Here is a 17,522-nt window from a genome sequence, read left to right on the forward strand (position 1 = left end):
ACGGAGGCAGTTCCAGGGGCGTTTTCGATTTTGCAGAACAACAAGAATCTGGGAGCCTGCCATGTCGGTCGATCCACAAAAATTCCTGCGCGAACTGTTCGACACAGCCATCGCCGCCGCCCACCCCCGCCAGGTCCTCGAACCCCACCTGCCCGCCGACCGTAGTGGCCGGGTCATCGTCATCGGCGCCGGCAAGGCCGCCGCCGCCATGGCCGAAGTGGTCGAGAAAAGCTGGCAAGGCGAGGTCTCGGGCCTGGTCGTGACTCGCTACGGCCACGGCGCCAGCTGCCAGAAGATCGAGGTGGTCGAAGCCGCCCACCCGGTCCCCGATGCCGCCGGCCTGGCCGTGGCCAAGCGCGTGCTCGCGCTGGTCAGCAACCTCAGCGAAGACGACCGCGTCATCTTCCTGCTCTCCGGCGGCGGTTCCGCACTGCTGGCCCTACCCGCCGAAGGCCTGACCCTGGCCGACAAACAGCAGATCAACAAGGCCCTGCTGAAGTCCGGCGCCACCATCGGCGAGATGAACTGCGTGCGCAAGCACCTCTCGGCGATCAAGGGCGGGCGCCTGGCCAAGGCCTGCTGGCCGGCCACTGTGTACACCTACGCGATTTCCGATGTACCCGGCGACCTGGCCACGGTCATCGCCTCCGGCCCCACCGTGGCCGACCCCAGCACCTCGGCCGACGCCCTGGCGATCCTCAAGCGCTACAACATCGAAGCGCCCAAGGCCGTCATCGACTGGCTCAATAATCCGGCATCGGAAACCGTCAAGGCCGACGACCCCGCCCTTTCGCGCAGCCACTTCCAGCTGATCGCCCGGCCCCAGCAATCGCTCGAGGCCGCCGCGGTGAAAGCCCGCCAGGCCGGCTTCAGCCCGCTGATCCTCGGTGACCTGGAAGGCGAGTCGCGCGAGGTGGCCAAGGTGCATGCCGGCATCGCTCGCCAGGTCGTCCTGCACGGCCAGCCGCTGAAGGCGCCCTGCGTGATCCTCTCCGGCGGCGAGACCACCGTCACCGTGCGCGGCAATGGCCGTGGCGGGCGCAACGCCGAGTTCCTGCTCAGCCTTACCGAAAGCCTCAAGGGCCTGCCGGGGGTGTACGCATTGGCCGGTGATACCGACGGCATCGACGGTTCCGAGGACAACGCCGGCGCCTTCATGACCCCGGACAGCCACGCCCGCGCCGAAGCCCTGGGCCTGTCGGCCAGCGATGAGCTGGACAACAACAACGGCTACGGCTACTTCGCCGCGCTCGACGCGCTGATCGTCACCGAGCCGACCCGCACCAACGTCAACGACTTCCGCGCCATCCTGATCCTCGAGACCGACCCTCATGACGCCTGATAAAAAAGTAAAAATCCTCGCCACCCTCGGGCCTGCGATCAAGGGCATCGATGACATCCGCCAGCTGGTCGAGGCCGGGGTGAACATCTTCCGCCTCAACTTCAGCCACGGCGAACACGCCGACCACGCCCTGCGCTACCAGTGGATCCGCGAAGTCGAGCAGCAGCTCAACTACCCGCTGGGCATCCTCATGGACCTGCAGGGTCCGAAGCTGCGCGTCGGTCGCTTCGCCGACGGCAAGGTGCAACTGCAACGCGGCCAGGCCCTGCGCCTGGACCTGGACAAGACCCCGGGCGACAACCGCCGCGTGAACCTGCCACACCCGGAGATCATCGCCGCGCTGGAGCCCGGCATGGACCTGCTGCTCGATGACGGCAAGCTGCGCCTGCGGGTGACCGCCAAGCACAGCGACGCCATCGACACTGAAGTGCTGGCCGGCGGCGAGCTGTCCGACCGCAAGGGCGTCAACGTGCCGCAAGCGGTGCTCGAGCTCTCCCCGCTCACCGAAAAGGACCGCCGCGACCTCACCTTCGGCCTCGAGCTGGGCGTGGACTGGGTGGCCCTGTCGTTCGTGCAGCGCCCGCAGGACATCCTCGAAGCACGCGAGCTGATCGGCGACCGCGCCTACCTGATGGCCAAGATCGAGAAGCCCTCGGCGGTCGAGCAACTGCAGGCCATCGCCGAGCTGTCCGACGCGATCATGGTCGCCCGTGGCGACCTGGGCGTGGAAGTGCCGGCCGAGAGCGTGCCGCAGATCCAGAAGGGCATCATCAATACCTGCCGCCAGCTGGGCAAGCCGGTGGTGGTGGCCACGCAGATGCTCGAATCCATGCGCTTCTCCCCGGCCCCGACCCGCGCCGAGGTCACCGATGTGGCCAACGCCGTGGCCGAAGGCGCCGACGCGGTGATGCTGTCGGCCGAGACCGCCTCGGGCGACTACCCGCTGGAAGCGGTGCAGATGATGAGCAAGATCATCCGCCAGGTGGAGAACGGCCCGGACTACCAGGCCCAGCTCGACGTTGGCCGGCCCAAGGCCGAAGCCACCGTGTCGGACGCCATCAGCTGCGCGATCCGCCGCATCAGCGGCATCCTGCCGGTGGCGGTGCTGGTCAACTACAGCGAGTCGGGGAACTCCACCCTGCGCGCCGCCCGCGAGCGGCCACGGGCGCCGATCCTCAACCTGACGCCGAACCTGAACACCGCCCGCCGCCTGAGCGTGGCCTGGGGCGTGCACTCGGTGGTCAACGACCGCCTGCGCCAGGTCGACGAAGTGGTCTCGACGGCGCTGGAAATCGCCCAGGCCCAAGGCATGGCCAGCCGTGGCGACACGCTGTTGATCACCGCCGGTGTGCCTTTCGGCAAGCCGGGTTCGACTAATACGCTGCGGATCGAGACCCTAGTCTGAGATCGCCGGGGGCGCTGTGCGCCCCTTTTCGCCGGCAAGCCGGCTCCCACAGGAATCATGCATGCCTTTGTGGGAGCCGGCTTGTCGTGGCGACGAACCGCGGCGAAAGGAGGGCAAAGCCCTCCCGATACACCGAACCTGCGGAAAACCGAGGCCCGAAGAGGCCCACCGCTCCCCCACTCACCTTACCGACTGCCCATGTACACCAAGAATTTCGTCAACCCGTGCCCCGACTGGGCCACGGCTTTGCTCAACGGCTTCAGCCAGGTGCTGCTGCTGCGCAATCCCCTGTGCGGCCTGTGCTGCCTGCTGGCCATCCTGCTGACCGCGCCGAACCTGGTCGGCGGCGCCCTGCTCGGCGCCCTGGCCGGCCTGCTCACCGCCCAGCGCCGCGGCTACGACCGCGCCGACCGCCAGGCCGGGCTGTACTGCTACAACGGCGTGCTGATCGGCATCCTGATCAGCGCCGTATTGCCCTGGTCGGCAATCCTGCCACCGCTGATCATCGCCGCCGGTGGCCTGTCGAGCATGCTCACCCACCAATGGCGCAAGCGCGGCGGCAAGCTGCTGATCGCCTACACCGCGCCATTCGTGCTGCTGGGCTGGGCCGCGTTGCTGCTGACCGAGCCGTCGGCCAACGGCTATGTCGAAGCCGATCCTGTGTATGCCCTGCTGCGCGGCGTGGGGCAGATCTTTTTGCTCGACAAGCCCATGGCCGGCCTGCTGATCGTCATCGGCATGTACTTCGCCAACCCCTATGCCGCCACCTGGGCGCTGATCGGCTCGGCCATCGGCGGCGGTATCGCGCTGCTGGCTGGAGAAACGCAGGCCGCGTGGCTGGGGCTGTATGGCTTCAACGCCGCCCTGGCGGCCCTGGCCTTCAGTCGCCAGGGCGAGAAACCCTGGGTGACCTTGCTCGCCATCGCCTGCGCTCTGCTGCTGCAGCCGCTGTTCAACCTGCTGCCGATCGCCGGGCTGACCGCGCCGTTCGTGACCGCGTGCTGGCTGATGCACCTGGGCAACCACCTGGGCCAGCTCAACCAGCGCCGCAACGCGCCTCGCTTGCACAGCTGATACCCAGCCCCTAGGCTCTGCCCATCCACACAATGGAACGAGCCCATGGACAACCCTGCGAGCCTGCGCGAGCGGCTCTACGTCATCGTCTTCCAGACCGACACCACGGCTGGCAGACGCTTCGACAAGATTCTCCTGTTGATCATCCTCGCCAGCCTGGTGACGGTGATCCTCGACAGCATCGACGACGTTCACCAGAACTACGCCGGCCTGCTGGCCGGGATCGAGTGGGGCTTCACGGCGATCTTCCTCGCCGAATACATCACCCGCCTGTACTGCTCGCCCAAGCCACTGCGCTATGCCTTCAGCTTCTACGGGCTGGTCGACCTGCTGGCGATCGTGCCGGGGATCATCGCCCTGTACTACAGCGACGCCCAGTACCTGCTGATCATCCGCGTGGTGCGCATGCTGCGGATCTTCCGTGTGCTCAAGCTCAGCCCCTACCTCAAGCAGGCCCACTACCTGCTGGCGGCGCTGCAGGGCAGCAAGCAGAAGATCATCGTGTTCCTGGTCAGCGTGTCGACCCTGGTGACCGTGTTCGGCACATTGATGTACGTGATCGAAGGGCCGGAGCATGGCTTCACCAGCATCCCCAAGGGCATCTACTGGGCCATCGTCACCCTCACCACCGTGGGCTTCGGCGATATCGTGCCGACCACGCCGCTGGGGCAGGTGCTGTCGTCGCTGGTGATGATCACCGGTTACTCGATCATCGCCGTGCCCACCGGCATCTTCACCGCCGAACTGGCCAATGCCATGCGCGGCGAACAGTTGCAGCATGACTGCCCGACCTGTGCCAAACACCACCACGAGCATGGCGCGGCGTTCTGTTCGCGCTGTGGCAATGCGTTGTTTCCCAAGCAATAGGCAGCGTTCCCAATGCAGGGCAAGCATAAGCAAAGAGCCATTTGGTCTTTAGCCACCCTAGCGCCAAACGCTATAGTCGCTGGCATATCGCCAACCCTTTGAATCAGAACAAGGAATGCCCCCAGTGAAAAAACTCTTCAGCGCCTCGCTGCTCGCCGCGGGCCTGGCCCTGGGCAACCTCGCCCAGGCCGCCCCTACCCTGCTCAACGTGTCCTACGACGTGATGCGCGACTTCTACAAGGACTACAACCCGGCGTTCCAGAAGCACTGGGAAAAGGAGCACAACGAGAAGGTCAACCTGCAGATGTCCTTCGGCGGCTCGAGCAAGCAGGCGCGCGCGGTGATCGATGGCCTGCCGGCCGACGTGATCACCATGAACATGGCCACCGACATCAATGCCCTGGCCGACAACGGCAAGCTGGTGCCGGACAACTGGGTAACGCGCCTGCCGAACAACAGCGCGCCGTTCACCTCGGCCACCGTGTTCATCGTGCGCAAGGGCAACCCCAAGGCGCTGAAGGACTGGCCGGACCTGCTCAAGGACGGCGTGCAGGTAATCGTGCCCAACCCGAAAACCTCGGGTAACGGCCGCTACACCTACCTTTCGGCCTGGGGCTACGTACTCAAGCAGGGCGGTGACGAAAGCAAGGCCCGCGACTTCGTCGGCAAGCTGTTCAAGCAAGCGCCGGTGCTCGATACCGGTGGCCGCGCCGCCACCACCACCTTCATGACCAACCAGATCGGCGATGTGCTGGTGACCTTCGAGAACGAGGCCGAGATGATTGCCCGCGAGTTCGGCCGCGACCAGTTCGAAGTGGTCTACCCGAGCGTTTCGGCCGAGGCCGAGCCGCCGGTGAGCGTGGTCGACAAGGTGGTGGCCAAGAAAGGTACCCAGGCCGTGGCCGAGGAATACCTGAAGTACCTGTGGTCGCCGGAGGCCCAGGAGATCGCCGCGAACAACTACCTGCGTCCGCGTGACGCCACCGTGCTGGCCAAGTACACCGACCGTTTCCCGAAAGTCGACTTCCTGTCGGTGGAGAAGACCTTCGGCGACTGGCGCACCGTGCAGAAGACCCACTTCAATGACGGTGGCGTGTTCGACCAGATCTATACCAGCCATTGATCACTGACCTGTACCGGCCTATCGCCGGCAAGCCGGCTCCCACACCGACCGCGCAAACCTCAAGCCTTGCGCTATCCCTGTGGGAGCTGGCTTGCCAGCGATGAGGCCACTACAAGCAACACAAGACAGTTGCTCCGACGGGGAACGCGATCTCCTGTGGGAGCCGGCTTGCCGGCGATAGGCCGGTAAGGGCTACTGATCACCCCTGGCGAAACACCAGCGCCTTCAGCCCCCCCTCCGGATCCGCATCCGGAAACTCCGGCGGATTCTCCAGCCGCTCGACGAACGCCAGCCCCGGCGCCTGCTCGGCCATCCCCTCGATGAGAAACTGCGGCCCGATCCCCGGATCGTTGACGCAAGCCAATACCGTGCCGCCTTCAGTCAACAGCTCCGGCAAACGCCGAAGGATCTTGGCGTAGTCCTGGGTCAGCACGAAGCTGCCGCGCTGGAAGGTCGGCGGATCGATGATGATCAGGTCGTACGGCCCGTACTTGCGCACCTTGCCCCACGACTTGAACAGCTCATGCCCCAGGTACGCGACCCGCGAAGCGTCATGGCCATTGAGCCGGTGATTGTCGCGGCCCCGGGACAGCGCCGACTTGGCCATGTCCAGGTTGACCACCTGCTCGGCGCCGCCGGCGATCGCCGCCACCGAGAAACCACAGGTGTAGGCGAACAGGTTGAGCACGCGCTTGCCGCCCGCCTGCTCGCGCACCCAGCGCCGGCCGTAGCGCATGTCGAGGAACAGGCCGTTGTTCTGTCGCACGCCCAGGTCGAGCAGGTATTTCAGGCCATCCTCGACCACCTCGCGCTGCTGGCACGGCGCGCCCCACAGCCACTGCCCAGGGCTGTCGGGCAGGTAGCGGTGCTGCAGTAGGATGGCCTGGCCGCTCCACTGCGGGCGCTCGGCCAGCGCCATCAGCATTGCTTCAAGCTCGGCCAGCTGGCCCTCGGGCGGTTCGCGGAACAGCGCCACCAGCAACACGCCGTCGAGCCAGTCGACGGTGATCTGTTCAAGCCCCGGCCAGCAGCGGCCACGGCCATGGAACAGGCGGCGAGTCTCCTGGGGGGCGGGGTCGAGGGCGGCGAGCAGGTGCTGCTCGAGGGTGGCAATGGCTGGGCTCATGTCGGCTACGGTCAGGCAAAAGGGCCATTCTACCCGCTCGCGGCCGGGCCGGGCGGCCATCGATGAAGGGGATGAGAGGGTTTGCGGCACTTTTGTCGCTTTTTTCTTGCCGGGGCGCTGTGGATAGTGCGGCCATCCCTCCCTGAAACCGGATCACTGCCATGTCACCCCTGAAAGTCGAATTCTTCCACGATGTCGTCTGCGGCTGGTGCTTCGTCCTCGCCCCGCGCCTGAAGCAGTTGCAGGACGAACTGAACCTGGACGTGCAGCACCGCAGCTTCATCCTGCAGACCAGCCGCGAGGCGATGGTCGAGCGCTTCGGCTCGATGCCCAAGGCCAAGGAAACCATCCTCAGCCACTGGCTGTCGTGCTCGCGCGCCGAGGACGTCAAGCGCATCAACATCGAAGCCATGCGCCAGCAGGACTTCGAGTACCCCACCGGCCTGCTCGCGGGCCTGGCCTGCCAGACCGCCAAGGCCCTGGGCGGCAACGAAGGCCACGAGCGCATGTTCGACCGCCTGCAGGAAGCCCACCTGGTGCAGGCCCACAACATCGGTGACCGCGCCACCGTGCTGGCGGTGGCCGCCGAAGCCGGTTTCGACCCGCAGGCCTTCGCCACGGCATTCGACCAGCAGGCCCCGCAGATGCTCGAGGAAGAACTGGCCCAGGGCCGGCGCCTGGGCATCAGTTCGGTGCCCAGCCTGGTGATCGACGGCCGCTACCTGGTCCCCGGCGCGCTGAGCCTCGAGCAACTGCGCCAGACCTTCATCCAGGTCCGTGCCAACCAGAACCAGGCACAAGGAGCCGCCCAATGAAAAACCGTTACTGGATCGCCGCCGGCACTTCCCTGTCGCTGCTGGCCATGGCCCTGCTGCCCGCCCCGGCGGTAGTGGCCAACGACGCCCCCGCCGCCCAGGCCAACGCCACCCCGGTGGCAATCGCCCGCGTGCAGTCGGGCCCGATGCCGCAGGTGCTCAGCGCCGTCGGCACCCTGGAGGCGGTACACCAGGTCAATGTCTCGCCCGAGGTCGGCGGGCGCATCACCGCGTTGGAGTTCACCGCCGGCAAGGCCGTGGCCGCAGGCCAGGTGCTGGTCAAGCTCAACGACGCGCCCGAGCGCGGCGAGCTGGCCAAGCTGCAGGCCCAGGCCAAGAACGCCAAGCTGGCCCTGGAGCGCACGCGCAAGGTGCTGCCGCTGGCCTCCACCCAGGCCCAGCTGGACCAGGCCCAGGCCAACTACGACCAGCTGCTCGGCGAGATCGCCCAGGTCCAGGCGCAGATCGCGCAGAAGACCATCCGCGCCCCGTTCGCCGGCGTACTGGGTATTCGCAAGGTCAACCTCGGCCAGTACGTCAGCCCCGGCGACAGCCTGGTGACCCTCACCGAGCTGTCGCGCCTGCACGTCAACTTCCCGCTGCCCGAGCAGTCCGCCGCCGCCCTGCAGGCGGGCCAGGCCATCACCCTCAAGGTCGACGCCTGGCCGCAGCAGCGCTTTGTCGCCGCGGTTACCACCCTCGAGCCGCAGATCGACCCGGGCGCCCGCTCCATGCTGGTGCAGGCAACCCTGGACAACCCCGGCCAGCAACTCAAGCCAGGCATGTTCGCCAACGTCAGCATCGAGCTGCCGAGCCACGCCGATGTGCTGAGCGTGCCGGAGACGGCGATCAGCTACAGCGCCTACGGCAACTCGCTGTACGTGCTGCGCGAGAAGGACGGCGCCCTGCGCGTGGAGCAGGTGTTCGTCAAGCTCGGCGCGCGCCGCGACGACCGCGTGGTGGTGCTCGACGCGCTGACCCCGGGCGACCGCGTGGTGGTCTCGGGGCAGATCCGCCTGAGCAACGGCATGCCGGTGCGGGTCACCGACGACACCCTGGCCGCCAGCACCACGCGCAAGCCGGACCTGGCCCAGCAGTAATGGGTTTGCGTGCCACTGAAAAGGACCTGTAGCACCATGAAATTCACCGACCTGTTCATCCGCCGCCCGGTACTGACCCTGGTGGTCTGCGCGATGATCGTCATGCTTGGCCTGTTGGCGCTGCTGAACCTGCCGATCCGCCAGTACCCGCAGCTGGAAAGCGCGACCATCACCATCACCACCGAATACCCCGGCGCCCGCTCGCAGCTGATGCAGGGCTTCGTCACCCAGCCCATTTCGCAGGCCGTGGCCTCGGTCGACGGCGTCGACTACCTGAGCTCGACCTCGACCCAGGGCAAGAGCGTCATCACCGTGCGCCTGAAGCTCAACGCCGACTCCAACAAGGCCCTCACCGAGATCATGGCCGCCGTCAACCAGGTCAAGTACCGCCTGCCCGAAGGCGCCTACGACTCGGTGGTGGCCAAGTCTTCCGGCGAAGGCACGGCGGTGATCTACGTCGGCTTCTCGAGCAAGGACATCGGCCTGCCGGCGATCACCGACTACATCTCCCGCGTGGTGCAGCCGCGCCTGGCGGCCATCGACGGCGTGGCCGAGGCGCAGATCCTCGGCGGCCAGAAACTGGCCATGCGCCTGTGGCTGGACCCGGCGCGCATGGCCGCGCGCAACCTGTCGGCCAGCGACGTGGCCGAGGCCATCCGCCAGAACAACTTCCAGGCCGCCCCCGGGCAGACCAAGGGCCAGTACGTCTCGGCCAACATCAACATCAACACCGACCTGACCAGCGTCGACCAGTTCCGCCAGATGGTGGTGCGCCGCGACGGCGACACGCTGATCCGCCTGAGCGACATCGGCACCGCCGAGCTCGGCGCCACCTCCTACGACACCAGCGGCATCATGGACGGCGAGCCTGCGGTGTTCATCGGCCTGCACGCCACCCCCGCCGGCAACCCGCTGACCATCGTCGGTTCAGTGCAGGAAATGATGCCGCAGATCCGCGAGACCATGCCGCCGGGCATGACCGCCAATATCGTGTTCGAGGTGGCGCGCTTCATCCAGGCGTCCATCGATGAAGTGGTCAAGACCCTGGTCGAGGCCGTGGTGATCGTCGCCGTGGTGATCTTCCTGTTCCTCGGCTCGCTGCGCAGCGTGCTGATCCCGCTGGTGACCATCCCGCTGTCGCTGATCGGCGCGGCGGCGATCATGAGCCTGTTCGGCTTCAGCATCAACCTGCTGACCCTGCTGTCGATGGTCCTGGCCATCGGCCTGGTGGTGGACGACGCCATCGTCGTGGTGGAGAACGTCCACCGGCATATCGAGGAAGGCAAGTCGCCGTTGCAGGCGGCCTTGGTCGGCGCCCGCGAGATCGCGGGCCCGGTGATCGCCATGACCCTGACCCTGGCCGCGGTGTACGCCCCCATCGGCCTGATGGGCGGGCTGACCGGCGCGCTGTTCAAGGAGTTCGCCTTCACCCTCGCCGGCGCCGTGGTGGTGTCCGGTGTGGTGGCGCTGACCCTGTCGCCGGTGATGAGCGCCTTCCTGCTCAACCGCCAGGCCAGCGAAGGCCCGATGGCGCGTGGCGCCGAGCGCTTCTTCCAGTGGCTGGGCAAGGGCTATGGCCGTTTGCTTGACGTGTCCCTGCACCATCGCTGGCTGACCCTGGCAATTGCCGCGGCGGTGTTCGTCAGCCTGCCGATCCTCTACCTCGGCGCCCAGCGCGAACTGGCGCCGGTCGAGGACCAGGCCCAGGTGCTGGCGGTGGCCAAGGCGCCGCAGTACGCCAACATCGATTACACCCAGATGTACGCGCACCGCATGGACCGCCTGTTCGCCACCTTCCCGGAAACCGACATCACCTGGGTGGTCAACGGCAACGACGGCCCGCGCACCGCGTTCGGCGGCGCCAACCTGAGCACCTGGGAAAAGCGCCAGCGCAGCGCCGACCAGTTGCAGGCCGAGATCCAGAAAGCCGTGGGCGAGATCGAGGGCGTGGCCATCTTCGCCTTCCAGCTGCCGCCGCTGCCCGGCTCCACCGGCGGTCTGCCGGTGCAGATGGTGATCCAGAGCTCCCAGGACCACCGCGTGGTGTTCGATGCCATGGACAAGATCAAGCAGGCGGCCATGGCCAGCGGCTTGTTCGCCGTGGTCGACAGCGACCTGGACTTCAACAGCCCGCTGGTCAACATCAACATCGACCGCAGCAAGGCCAACGACCTGGGCATCAGCATGCAGGCCATCGGCGATGCCCTGGCGGTGCTGGTGGGCGAGAACTACGTCAACCGCTTCGCCCTCGACGGCCGCTCCTACGACGTGATCCCGCAGGTGGCACGGGCCCAGCGCCTGTCTGCCGAGATGCTGGTCGGCCAGTACGTCAAGGCCGCCAACGGCGCCCAGGTGCCGCTGTCGACCCTGGTCAGCTTCGACATGTCGATCGAGCCGAACAAGCTGACCCAGTTCAACCAGCTCAACTCGGCCACCCTGCAGGCGGTGCCGGCGCCGGGCGTGAGCATCGGCGACGCGGTGCAGTTCCTTGCCGCCCAGGCCAATGCCCTGCCCACCGGCTTCAGCCATGACTGGCTGTCCGATGCCCGCCAGTTCGTTCAGGAAGGCAGCGCCCTGGTGGTGACGTTCATCTTCGCCATCCTGGTCATCTACCTGGTGCTGGCCGCGCAGTTCGAAAGCCTGCGCGACCCGCTGGTGATCCTGGTCAGCGTGCCGATGTCGGTGTGCGGCGCGCTGATCCCACTGTACCTGGGCTATGCCACGGTGAACATCTACACGCAGATCGGCCTGGTGACCCTGGTCGGCCTGATCAGCAAGCACGGCATCCTCATGGTCGAGTTCGCCAACGAACTGCAGCAGGCCGACCAGCTCGACCGCCGCACGGCCATCGAACGCGCCGCGCAGATCCGCCTGCGGCCGATCCTGATGACCACCGCGGCCATGGTCGTGGGCCTGGTGCCATTGCTGCTGGCCAGCGGCGCCGGCGCCCACAGCCGCTTCAGCCTGGGCCTGGTGATCGTCATCGGCATGCTGGTCGGCACCCTGTTCACCCTGTTCATCCTGCCCACCGTGTACTCGCTGCTGGCCAAGGACCACCGTGCCAGCGAAGACCCACGCCTGCAGGAACTGGCCGCCTACACCCAGCCGGCCTGACCCCTTAGCCCGCCCTCCCCTGTGGCAGCCATGACCGGCTGCCCCTGGGAGCGGCCGGCCCGAATAAAGAGAAACGACATGCTACGTAAGACCCTTCTGCCCCTGCTGCTGCTGGCGCCCCTGGCCCAGGCCGTTGCCGCCGACCGTGCGACGCTGATGTCGGTGTACGCCCAGGTGGTCGAGCACAACAGCGACATGGCCGCCGCCCGCGAGAACTACCTGGCCCGCCGCGAGGCCGTGCCCCTGGCCCGCGCCCGCCTGCTGCCGCAGGTGGCCCTGGATGCCGAGGCCGGCGATGTGCGCAGCGACCGCCGCCAGGTCGAGCAGCGCAGCGGCAGCCTGTACCGCCTGAGCCTCGACCAGCCGCTGTTCGACCTCAGCCGCTGGTTCGACTACAAGGCCGCGCAGTCCGAAAACGAACAGGCCGAACTGGACTTCTCGGCATTCCAGCAGCAGTTGATCCTCGACACCGCCAGCAGCTACTTCGACACCCTGCTGGCCGAGGACAACCTGGCCACCGCCAAGGCCGAGCTGCGCGCCTTCGACCGCCAACTGCAGCAGACCCGACTGAGCTACGACGCCGGCCTGTCCGACCAGAACGACATGCTCTCGGCCCAGGCCAGCTTCGACCGCGCCAGCGCCAACCTGATCGACAGTCAGCGCCGCAGCGAGGACGCCTACCAGGCACTGATGCGCCTGACCGGCCAAGCCCAGCCGGCATTGGCCGGGATCCGCCACAGCCTGCCGGTGCAGGCGCCGGTGCCCGAGCGCGCCGAGGCCTGGGTCGAACAGGCCATGGCGCAGAACCTGCGCCTGCGCGCCAGCCAGGCCGCCGTCAGCCAGGCCGGCCAGACCCTGCGCAGCAGCAAGGCCGATCACCTGCCGACCTTCAACCTGGCCATGGGCTACACCGAGGGCGACAGCGACCTGATGGACTCCAGCGCGCACTTTGGCCAGCGCTCGGGCAACCAGCGCGACAGCTCGGTGATGGTGCAGATGAAGCTGCCGCTGTTCAGCGGCGGCGGCACCAGCGCGCGGGTGCGCCAGGCCACCCATGAGCTGGCGCGTACCGAGTACGGCCGCACCAGTCTCGAACGCGAGGTGCTGGAAGGGTCGCGCAACGCCTTCCGCGCGGTGGTCAGCGATGTCGAGCAGGTGCGGGCGCGGCGCCAGAGCATCATCTCCAGCCAGGGCTCGTTGCGGGCCACCGAGGCGGGGTATGAGGTGGGCAGCCGCAACATCGTCGATATCCTCGATGCCCAGCGCGACCTGTACAACGCGGTGCGTGACTACAACGTCTCGCGCTATGCGTACATCGTCGACAGCCTGCGGCTCAAGCAGCAGGCCGGCAGCCTGAGCCCGGAGGACCTGCGCGAATTGGCGGGGTATCTGAAGCTGGATTACGAGCCGGAGCGGGATTTCCTGCCGAGTGATCTGCGGGGGTGAGGTATTGGTAATCGCGGGGCCCGCTCACACGACAGGGTGTTTAGCGTCAGGCCTTTCAAGGTGTTCGCCGCAGCTCTTGCAGCGCCTGTGAGATCGAGCGCCGCCCGCGCGGCGCATCGCTGGCAAGCCAGCTCCCACATCTGTTTCGGGCCAGTTATGCCTGCGCCGCCGCGGCTGTACGCCTTGTTGGTACGACGCGGTTTCAGCGTGGGCACCACTGGCGCCCCACCAGTCCCAAGGCATGCACCAAGGCGGACAGTGATAACCCCACAGGATAGACTGGCCCGAAACAAATGTGGGAGCTGGCTTGCCAGCGATGCGCCGCGCGGGCGGCGCTCGATCTGATAGGCGCTGCAGGAGCTAAGGCGAACACCTGGTAGCCCTGCTGCGGTCAATTGCCCTCGCGCCAAAAGACCTTGAACGGGATGGTGTTTGGCATGGGAGCGCCACTGCGACTGGCCCCGCAATAGGGCCATCGGATCAACCGGACCGGTTCAACCCCAACTCCATATCATCAATCAACGCCTTGGCCATGGCGCTCAACATGCGCGCTGCGCTGCCCGCCATCAGGTCGCCTTCCATCTCGGCCTCGCAGGTGAGGTGGCGAATGCAGCCAAGCAGCACCGACAACTCGCTGAAGGCATCCGCGAAGGGAATGCCCGGTTCGACCTTGAACAGGTCCATGTAACGGGTCCGGCCTGCGGTGCGTGCGTTGGTCATGGCTGCACCTGCGGCTTGTGTTCGAGCAAGGCACAGGCAAGCTGGCCAAGGTAGTCGCTGGCGGTGAACAGACGGTCCTGGGTTTCGCCAGGTTCGGTCTTGAAGTAGATATCGAGGACATCGGAAATGGCCGTGGCCACTTCGACGGCGGCGGTCATGGCTTCTTCGCGGGTGAGGGTCGGGCGGATAGCGATGAAGGGAGCTAGACGCGGTGGGTCTGGGACGATCTTTTTCATGATGAAACTCCAGTGCGTGACAGGAGCGGCCATCTCGATCTTTCTCACGGACAAAGGTGGCAGCCGTACGCGGGGTGAGAAACCGGTGCACTGAAGCCGGCCAGACCGAAGTCTGCCCGCGCATGACTGCCATGAAGCAATAGCCTTGGCAGTGCAAGTCGGGTTCTCACACCCGGTCACCTGATGTGGCGACCCGGTGAAGTTATCCGTGGGGTATTTCCCCGACAATGCAGCAGCTTCCGGCAAGCGCGTAGGATAGTTCCCAAGCTTTGCTGGCTGAAGCATTTAGTTTCAGGTTCGGAAAAATCTGACAGATCGCCGGGGCTGCTGCGCAGCCCTTTCGCTGGCAAGCCAGCTCCCACAGGAACGGCGCTTGGCTTGAGGGCGGCGCGGTCGGAGTGGGAGCCGGCTTGCCGGCGATGCGCCGCGTCAGCGGCGCTCGATCACTCAGGCGCTACGACAATGACGCCAAGCACCTGGCCCCATCACCCCGGCCGATACTCCCGGCACCGCTCCCGCAGTATCTGCGCCAGCAAGCGCACCTCGGGACTGTGCCGGTACTCCTCGGGATACCCCATGTACATCGGCACCTCCCGCTCCCGCTGATGCTGCAGGTTGACCCGCACCAACCGCCCTTGCGCCAGCCCCTGCTGCACCCGGTGCTCCGGCAGCCAGGCAAAGCCCATCCCCCGCTCGACGAAGCTCTCGGCCGCCGCCAGGCTGCTCACCGTCCAGCGCTGCGAGGTCCCCAGCCAGCCGCTGTTCTGCGAATTGCGCGTGCCGGAATCGCGGATCACCACCTGCCGGTGGTTCTTCATGTCGTCCAGGCTCAACTCGCCCTGCGCCTCGCTGAGCGGATGGCTGGCCCCCACCACACAGATCAACGAGACATTGAGCAGGAACTCCTGCAGATACCCCGAGGGCAGGCTGCTGGCGATGCCCAGCTCGACCTTGCCGTCCTCAAGCAACTCGCGAGCCCCGGACAACGCCGTCTCGTACAGACGGATACGGTGATCCTTGTACTCAAGGGCAAACTCCTGCAATGCCTGCTGCAGCAATTCAATGGGGAACAGCACATCCACCGCCAGCGCCTGTTCGGTGAACAACCCGGGCTGGTACTGGTTGGCCAGGTGCTCGAGCTTCTGCGCCGCGCCCAGCAGGTGCTTGGCCTGGGGCAACAGCGCCTTGCCCAGCGAGGTGAGCACGGCCTTGCGCCCTTCGATGATGAACAGCTCCTGGCCCAGGAGCATTTCCATGCGGTTGACCGAATGGCTGATCGCCGACTGCGACTTGTACATGTGCTCGCCGGCCTGCTGGAAACCGCCGCACTCGACCGTGCAGACGAACGCGCGCCACTGATCGAGACTGATCTTGGAAAACACCACTACCTCCTTGTGTGCCCGAAAACCGGGCGACGAATCCTTTGTCCTGCGGCGTTGTACCACAGCTGCCGCCAACACATGAAGACCGTGCCGCGATGCACGCACTTTTTGTCACTATTCGCCCAGCCCGCTACGTGCGACAACAACGTCCCGCACAGTGCCTGGCACTATTGGATGAATAATGGACAAGGAAGTCCCGACCATGCAGATATGCACAAGCGATACGGCATAAATATATAGCCAAAACAACAGGTCAATCTGGCGATAACACCGCCATAAAATTTTCATATTAAGACAATTGAAAATTTTAATTGACCTATTGTTCGACAATCCGCTCATCACCCTTTTGCACAAGCCGCGTGGAATCACGGGGCGCACGCCTGCGCGCGATAAATAAAACGCAAACTTTCCGCCCCCGGAAAACCATGAACAGGCGTCATCAATCCCATCGGAATTATTCGCTTTTTTTGGCAAAAGCTTCAGCCGCAATAATTAAATGGCCAGCAGGGACTGGCACCGGAACAACAAGACCGGTTGTGTATTTTGGGATTTTTTCAACAGTGAAAAATAATTGGGCATACACATGAAAATCGGCATTGATGATATTGGGCTGTCTGTACCGCAACACTTTTTCGCACTGGAAGAACTTGCCGAACGGCACGGTATCGACCCGCAGAAATACCTGGTCGGCATCGGCCAGGAGTTCATGGCCGTACCGGCCCCGGACGAAGACATCGTGACCCTGGCGGCCAACGCTGCCCTGCCGCTGCTCGATGACGCCAGCCGCGCCTCGATCGCCACGGTGATCCTCGCCACCGAGAGCGGCATCGACCAGTCCAAGGCCGCCGGCCTGTTCGTCCACAGCCTGCTCGGCCTGCGTGCCGACTGCCGCGTGGTGGAGTTCAAGCAGGCCTGCTACGGCGCCACCGCCGGCTTGCAGATGGCCCGCGCACTGGTCGCCCAGCGCCCCCACGAGAAGGTGCTGGTAATCGCCACCGACATCGCCCGCTACGAGCAGAACTCCGAGGGCGAATGCACCCAGGGCGCCGGCGCCGTGGCCATGATCGTGGCCGAGAACCCGCGCCTGCTGGAGCTGCACCCGCACCAGGGCCGCTACAGCCTGGACGTCTCGGACTTCTGGCGGCCAAACCTGCGCAGCACCGCGCTGGTCGATGGCAAGCTGTCGATCGAGGTCTACCTGGAGTCGCTGCGCAACGCCTGGCAGAGCTACCGCGCCGACGGCGGCCTGGGTCTGGAAGACATGAGCTTCCTGTGCTTCCACCAGCCGTTCACCAAGATGGCGAAGAAGGCCTTCTCGGTGTTCGAGGCGATCGAACCCGAAGCGGCCAAGGCCCTGGGCGAGCAGGCCTACGCCACCAGCCAGCTGTACGGCAAGGCCATCGGCAACTGCTACACCGCCTCGCTGTACATCGCCCTGCTGTCGCTGCTGGACAACAGCGACGAGGACCTGACCGGGCGCAACATCGGCCTGTTCAGCTACGGTTCGGGCAGCGTCGGCGAGTTCTTCAGCGCCACCGTGGTGCCGGGCTACCAGGCTCATTCGCGGCGCAAGGCGCATGCGCGCATGCTGGCCAGCCGCACCCGCCTGGGCCATGAGCAGTACAGCAGCTGGTTCTACGGCGACAACCACCCGGCCGCGGCCGACTACAGCACGCCGTACGTCACCGGCGGCGCCTTCCGCTACGGCGGTTGCGAGGGCTACCGCCGTCAGTACGAGAGCACCGCCCTGTCCCTGAAGATGGCGAGCTGAC

Annotated in this window: 14 protein-coding genes; 10 read left to right on the top strand and 4 right to left on the bottom strand. The window is 65.9% G+C overall.

The window, feature by feature from the left end:
• Positions 1–61: 61 nt before the first annotated feature.
• The 5 genes from AAHK21_RS05470 (at position 62) to AAHK21_RS05490 (ending at position 5,811) form a co-directional block, all read left to right on the top strand.
• On the top strand, positions 62–1,342 hold the full coding sequence (locus AAHK21_RS05470; RefSeq protein WP_038705697.1) for a glycerate kinase: 1,281 nt from the start codon (positions 62–64) through the stop codon (positions 1,340–1,342).
• A complete protein-coding gene (gene pyk, locus AAHK21_RS05475; RefSeq protein WP_367856657.1) occupies positions 1,332–2,747 on the top strand; it encodes a pyruvate kinase in 1,416 nt (471 codons plus the stop codon). The genes AAHK21_RS05470 and pyk overlap by 11 nt, the downstream gene beginning before the upstream one ends.
• A 198-nt stretch (positions 2,748–2,945) precedes the next feature.
• The gene (locus AAHK21_RS05480; RefSeq protein WP_367856658.1) at positions 2,946–3,821 is read left to right on the top strand and encodes an urea transporter; all 876 of its coding nucleotides are present in this window, start codon (positions 2,946–2,948) and stop codon (positions 3,819–3,821) included.
• A gap of 45 nt (positions 3,822–3,866) precedes the next feature.
• Positions 3,867–4,688, top strand: a complete 822-nt coding sequence (locus AAHK21_RS05485; protein ID WP_102683547.1) for an ion transporter — start codon at positions 3,867–3,869, stop codon at positions 4,686–4,688.
• A 124-nt stretch (positions 4,689–4,812) separates the two neighbouring features.
• Positions 4,813–5,811, top strand: a complete 999-nt coding sequence (locus AAHK21_RS05490) for a sulfate ABC transporter substrate-binding protein (RefSeq protein ID WP_102683548.1) — start codon at positions 4,813–4,815, stop codon at positions 5,809–5,811.
• A gap of 199 nt (positions 5,812–6,010) precedes the next feature.
• Here the strand turns inward: AAHK21_RS05490 and AAHK21_RS05495 are convergent, their stop codons facing one another.
• Positions 6,011–6,937: a class I SAM-dependent methyltransferase gene (locus tag AAHK21_RS05495; RefSeq protein ID WP_102683602.1), complete on the bottom strand. Its 927-nt coding sequence runs from the start codon at positions 6,935–6,937 to the stop codon at positions 6,011–6,013.
• Between the two features lie 161 nt (positions 6,938–7,098).
• On the opposite strand from AAHK21_RS05495, the gene AAHK21_RS05500 reads away from it, so the two are divergent.
• The 4 genes from AAHK21_RS05500 (at position 7,099) to AAHK21_RS05515 (ending at position 13,412) form a co-directional block, all read left to right on the top strand.
• Positions 7,099–7,752, top strand: a complete 654-nt coding sequence (locus AAHK21_RS05500) for a DsbA family protein (RefSeq protein ID WP_367856659.1) — start codon at positions 7,099–7,101, stop codon at positions 7,750–7,752.
• Positions 7,749–8,852, top strand: a complete 1,104-nt coding sequence (locus tag AAHK21_RS05505; RefSeq protein WP_052752633.1) for an efflux RND transporter periplasmic adaptor subunit — start codon at positions 7,749–7,751, stop codon at positions 8,850–8,852. Before AAHK21_RS05500 ends, AAHK21_RS05505 begins: the two co-directional genes overlap by 4 nt.
• 36 nt (positions 8,853–8,888) lie before the next feature.
• Positions 8,889–11,966, top strand: coding sequence for a MexW/MexI family multidrug efflux RND transporter permease subunit (locus AAHK21_RS05510; protein ID WP_367856660.1), 3,078 nt, complete (start codon positions 8,889–8,891; stop codon positions 11,964–11,966).
• Between the two features lie 78 nt (positions 11,967–12,044).
• Positions 12,045–13,412, top strand: a complete 1,368-nt coding sequence (locus AAHK21_RS05515; RefSeq protein ID WP_367856661.1) for a TolC family outer membrane protein — start codon at positions 12,045–12,047, stop codon at positions 13,410–13,412.
• Between the two features lie 480 nt (positions 13,413–13,892).
• On the opposite strand, the gene AAHK21_RS05520 is transcribed toward AAHK21_RS05515, so the two are convergent.
• The 3 genes from AAHK21_RS05520 to AAHK21_RS05530 form a co-directional block, all read right to left on the bottom strand.
• Complete coding sequence (locus AAHK21_RS05520) at positions 13,893–14,132, bottom strand: DUF3077 domain-containing protein (protein ID WP_367856662.1); 240 nt, start codon at positions 14,130–14,132, stop codon at positions 13,893–13,895.
• Positions 14,129–14,368, bottom strand: a complete 240-nt coding sequence (locus AAHK21_RS05525) for a hypothetical protein (RefSeq protein WP_139672580.1) — start codon at positions 14,366–14,368, stop codon at positions 14,129–14,131. The genes AAHK21_RS05520 and AAHK21_RS05525 overlap by 4 nt, the downstream gene beginning before the upstream one ends.
• 485 nt (positions 14,369–14,853) lie before the next feature.
• Positions 14,854–15,750 carry a LysR family transcriptional regulator gene (locus AAHK21_RS05530; protein WP_046856506.1) on the bottom strand — a complete coding sequence of 299 codons (897 nt, stop codon included), beginning with the start codon at positions 15,748–15,750 and terminating at the stop codon, positions 14,854–14,856.
• Positions 15,751–16,333: 583 nt separating this feature from the next.
• On the opposite strand from AAHK21_RS05530, the gene AAHK21_RS05535 reads away from it, so the two are divergent.
• Positions 16,334–17,521 (top strand): hydroxymethylglutaryl-CoA synthase, encoded by a 1,188-nt coding sequence (locus tag AAHK21_RS05535; RefSeq protein WP_367856663.1) that lies wholly within the window; start codon positions 16,334–16,336, stop codon positions 17,519–17,521.
• Position 17,522: the final 1 nt, after the last annotated feature.

It is taken from the genome of Pseudomonas sp. TE50-2, from assembly GCF_040813665.1.
In the GTDB taxonomy this organism is placed as follows: Bacteria; Pseudomonadota; Gammaproteobacteria; order Pseudomonadales; family Pseudomonadaceae; genus Aquipseudomonas; species Aquipseudomonas soli.

Bases quoted from the DNA above. Each gene is read 5' to 3' on its own strand.
- AAHK21_RS05480 (WP_367856658.1), top strand. From the start codon at position 2,946: ATGTACACCAAGAATTTCGTCAACCCGTGCCCCGACTGGGCCACGGCT.
- AAHK21_RS05535 (WP_367856663.1), top strand. From the start codon at position 16,334: ATGAAAATCGGCATTGATGATATTGGGCTGTCTGTACCGCAACACTTT.
- pyk (WP_367856657.1), top strand. From the start codon at position 1,332: ATGACGCCTGATAAAAAAGTAAAAATCCTCGCCACCCTCGGGCCTGCG.
- AAHK21_RS05510 (WP_367856660.1), top strand. From the start codon at position 8,889: ATGAAATTCACCGACCTGTTCATCCGCCGCCCGGTACTGACCCTGGTG.
- AAHK21_RS05500 (WP_367856659.1), top strand. From the start codon at position 7,099: ATGTCACCCCTGAAAGTCGAATTCTTCCACGATGTCGTCTGCGGCTGG.
- AAHK21_RS05520 (WP_367856662.1), bottom strand. From the start codon at position 14,132: ATGACCAACGCACGCACCGCAGGCCGGACCCGTTACATGGACCTGTTC.
- AAHK21_RS05470 (WP_038705697.1), top strand. From the start codon at position 62: ATGTCGGTCGATCCACAAAAATTCCTGCGCGAACTGTTCGACACAGCC.
- AAHK21_RS05485 (WP_102683547.1), top strand. From the start codon at position 3,867: ATGGACAACCCTGCGAGCCTGCGCGAGCGGCTCTACGTCATCGTCTTC.
- AAHK21_RS05515 (WP_367856661.1), top strand. From the start codon at position 12,045: ATGCTACGTAAGACCCTTCTGCCCCTGCTGCTGCTGGCGCCCCTGGCC.
- AAHK21_RS05505 (WP_052752633.1), top strand. From the start codon at position 7,749: ATGAAAAACCGTTACTGGATCGCCGCCGGCACTTCCCTGTCGCTGCTG.
- AAHK21_RS05525 (WP_139672580.1), bottom strand. From the start codon at position 14,368: ATGAAAAAGATCGTCCCAGACCCACCGCGTCTAGCTCCCTTCATCGCT.
- AAHK21_RS05495 (WP_102683602.1), bottom strand. From the start codon at position 6,937: ATGAGCCCAGCCATTGCCACCCTCGAGCAGCACCTGCTCGCCGCCCTC.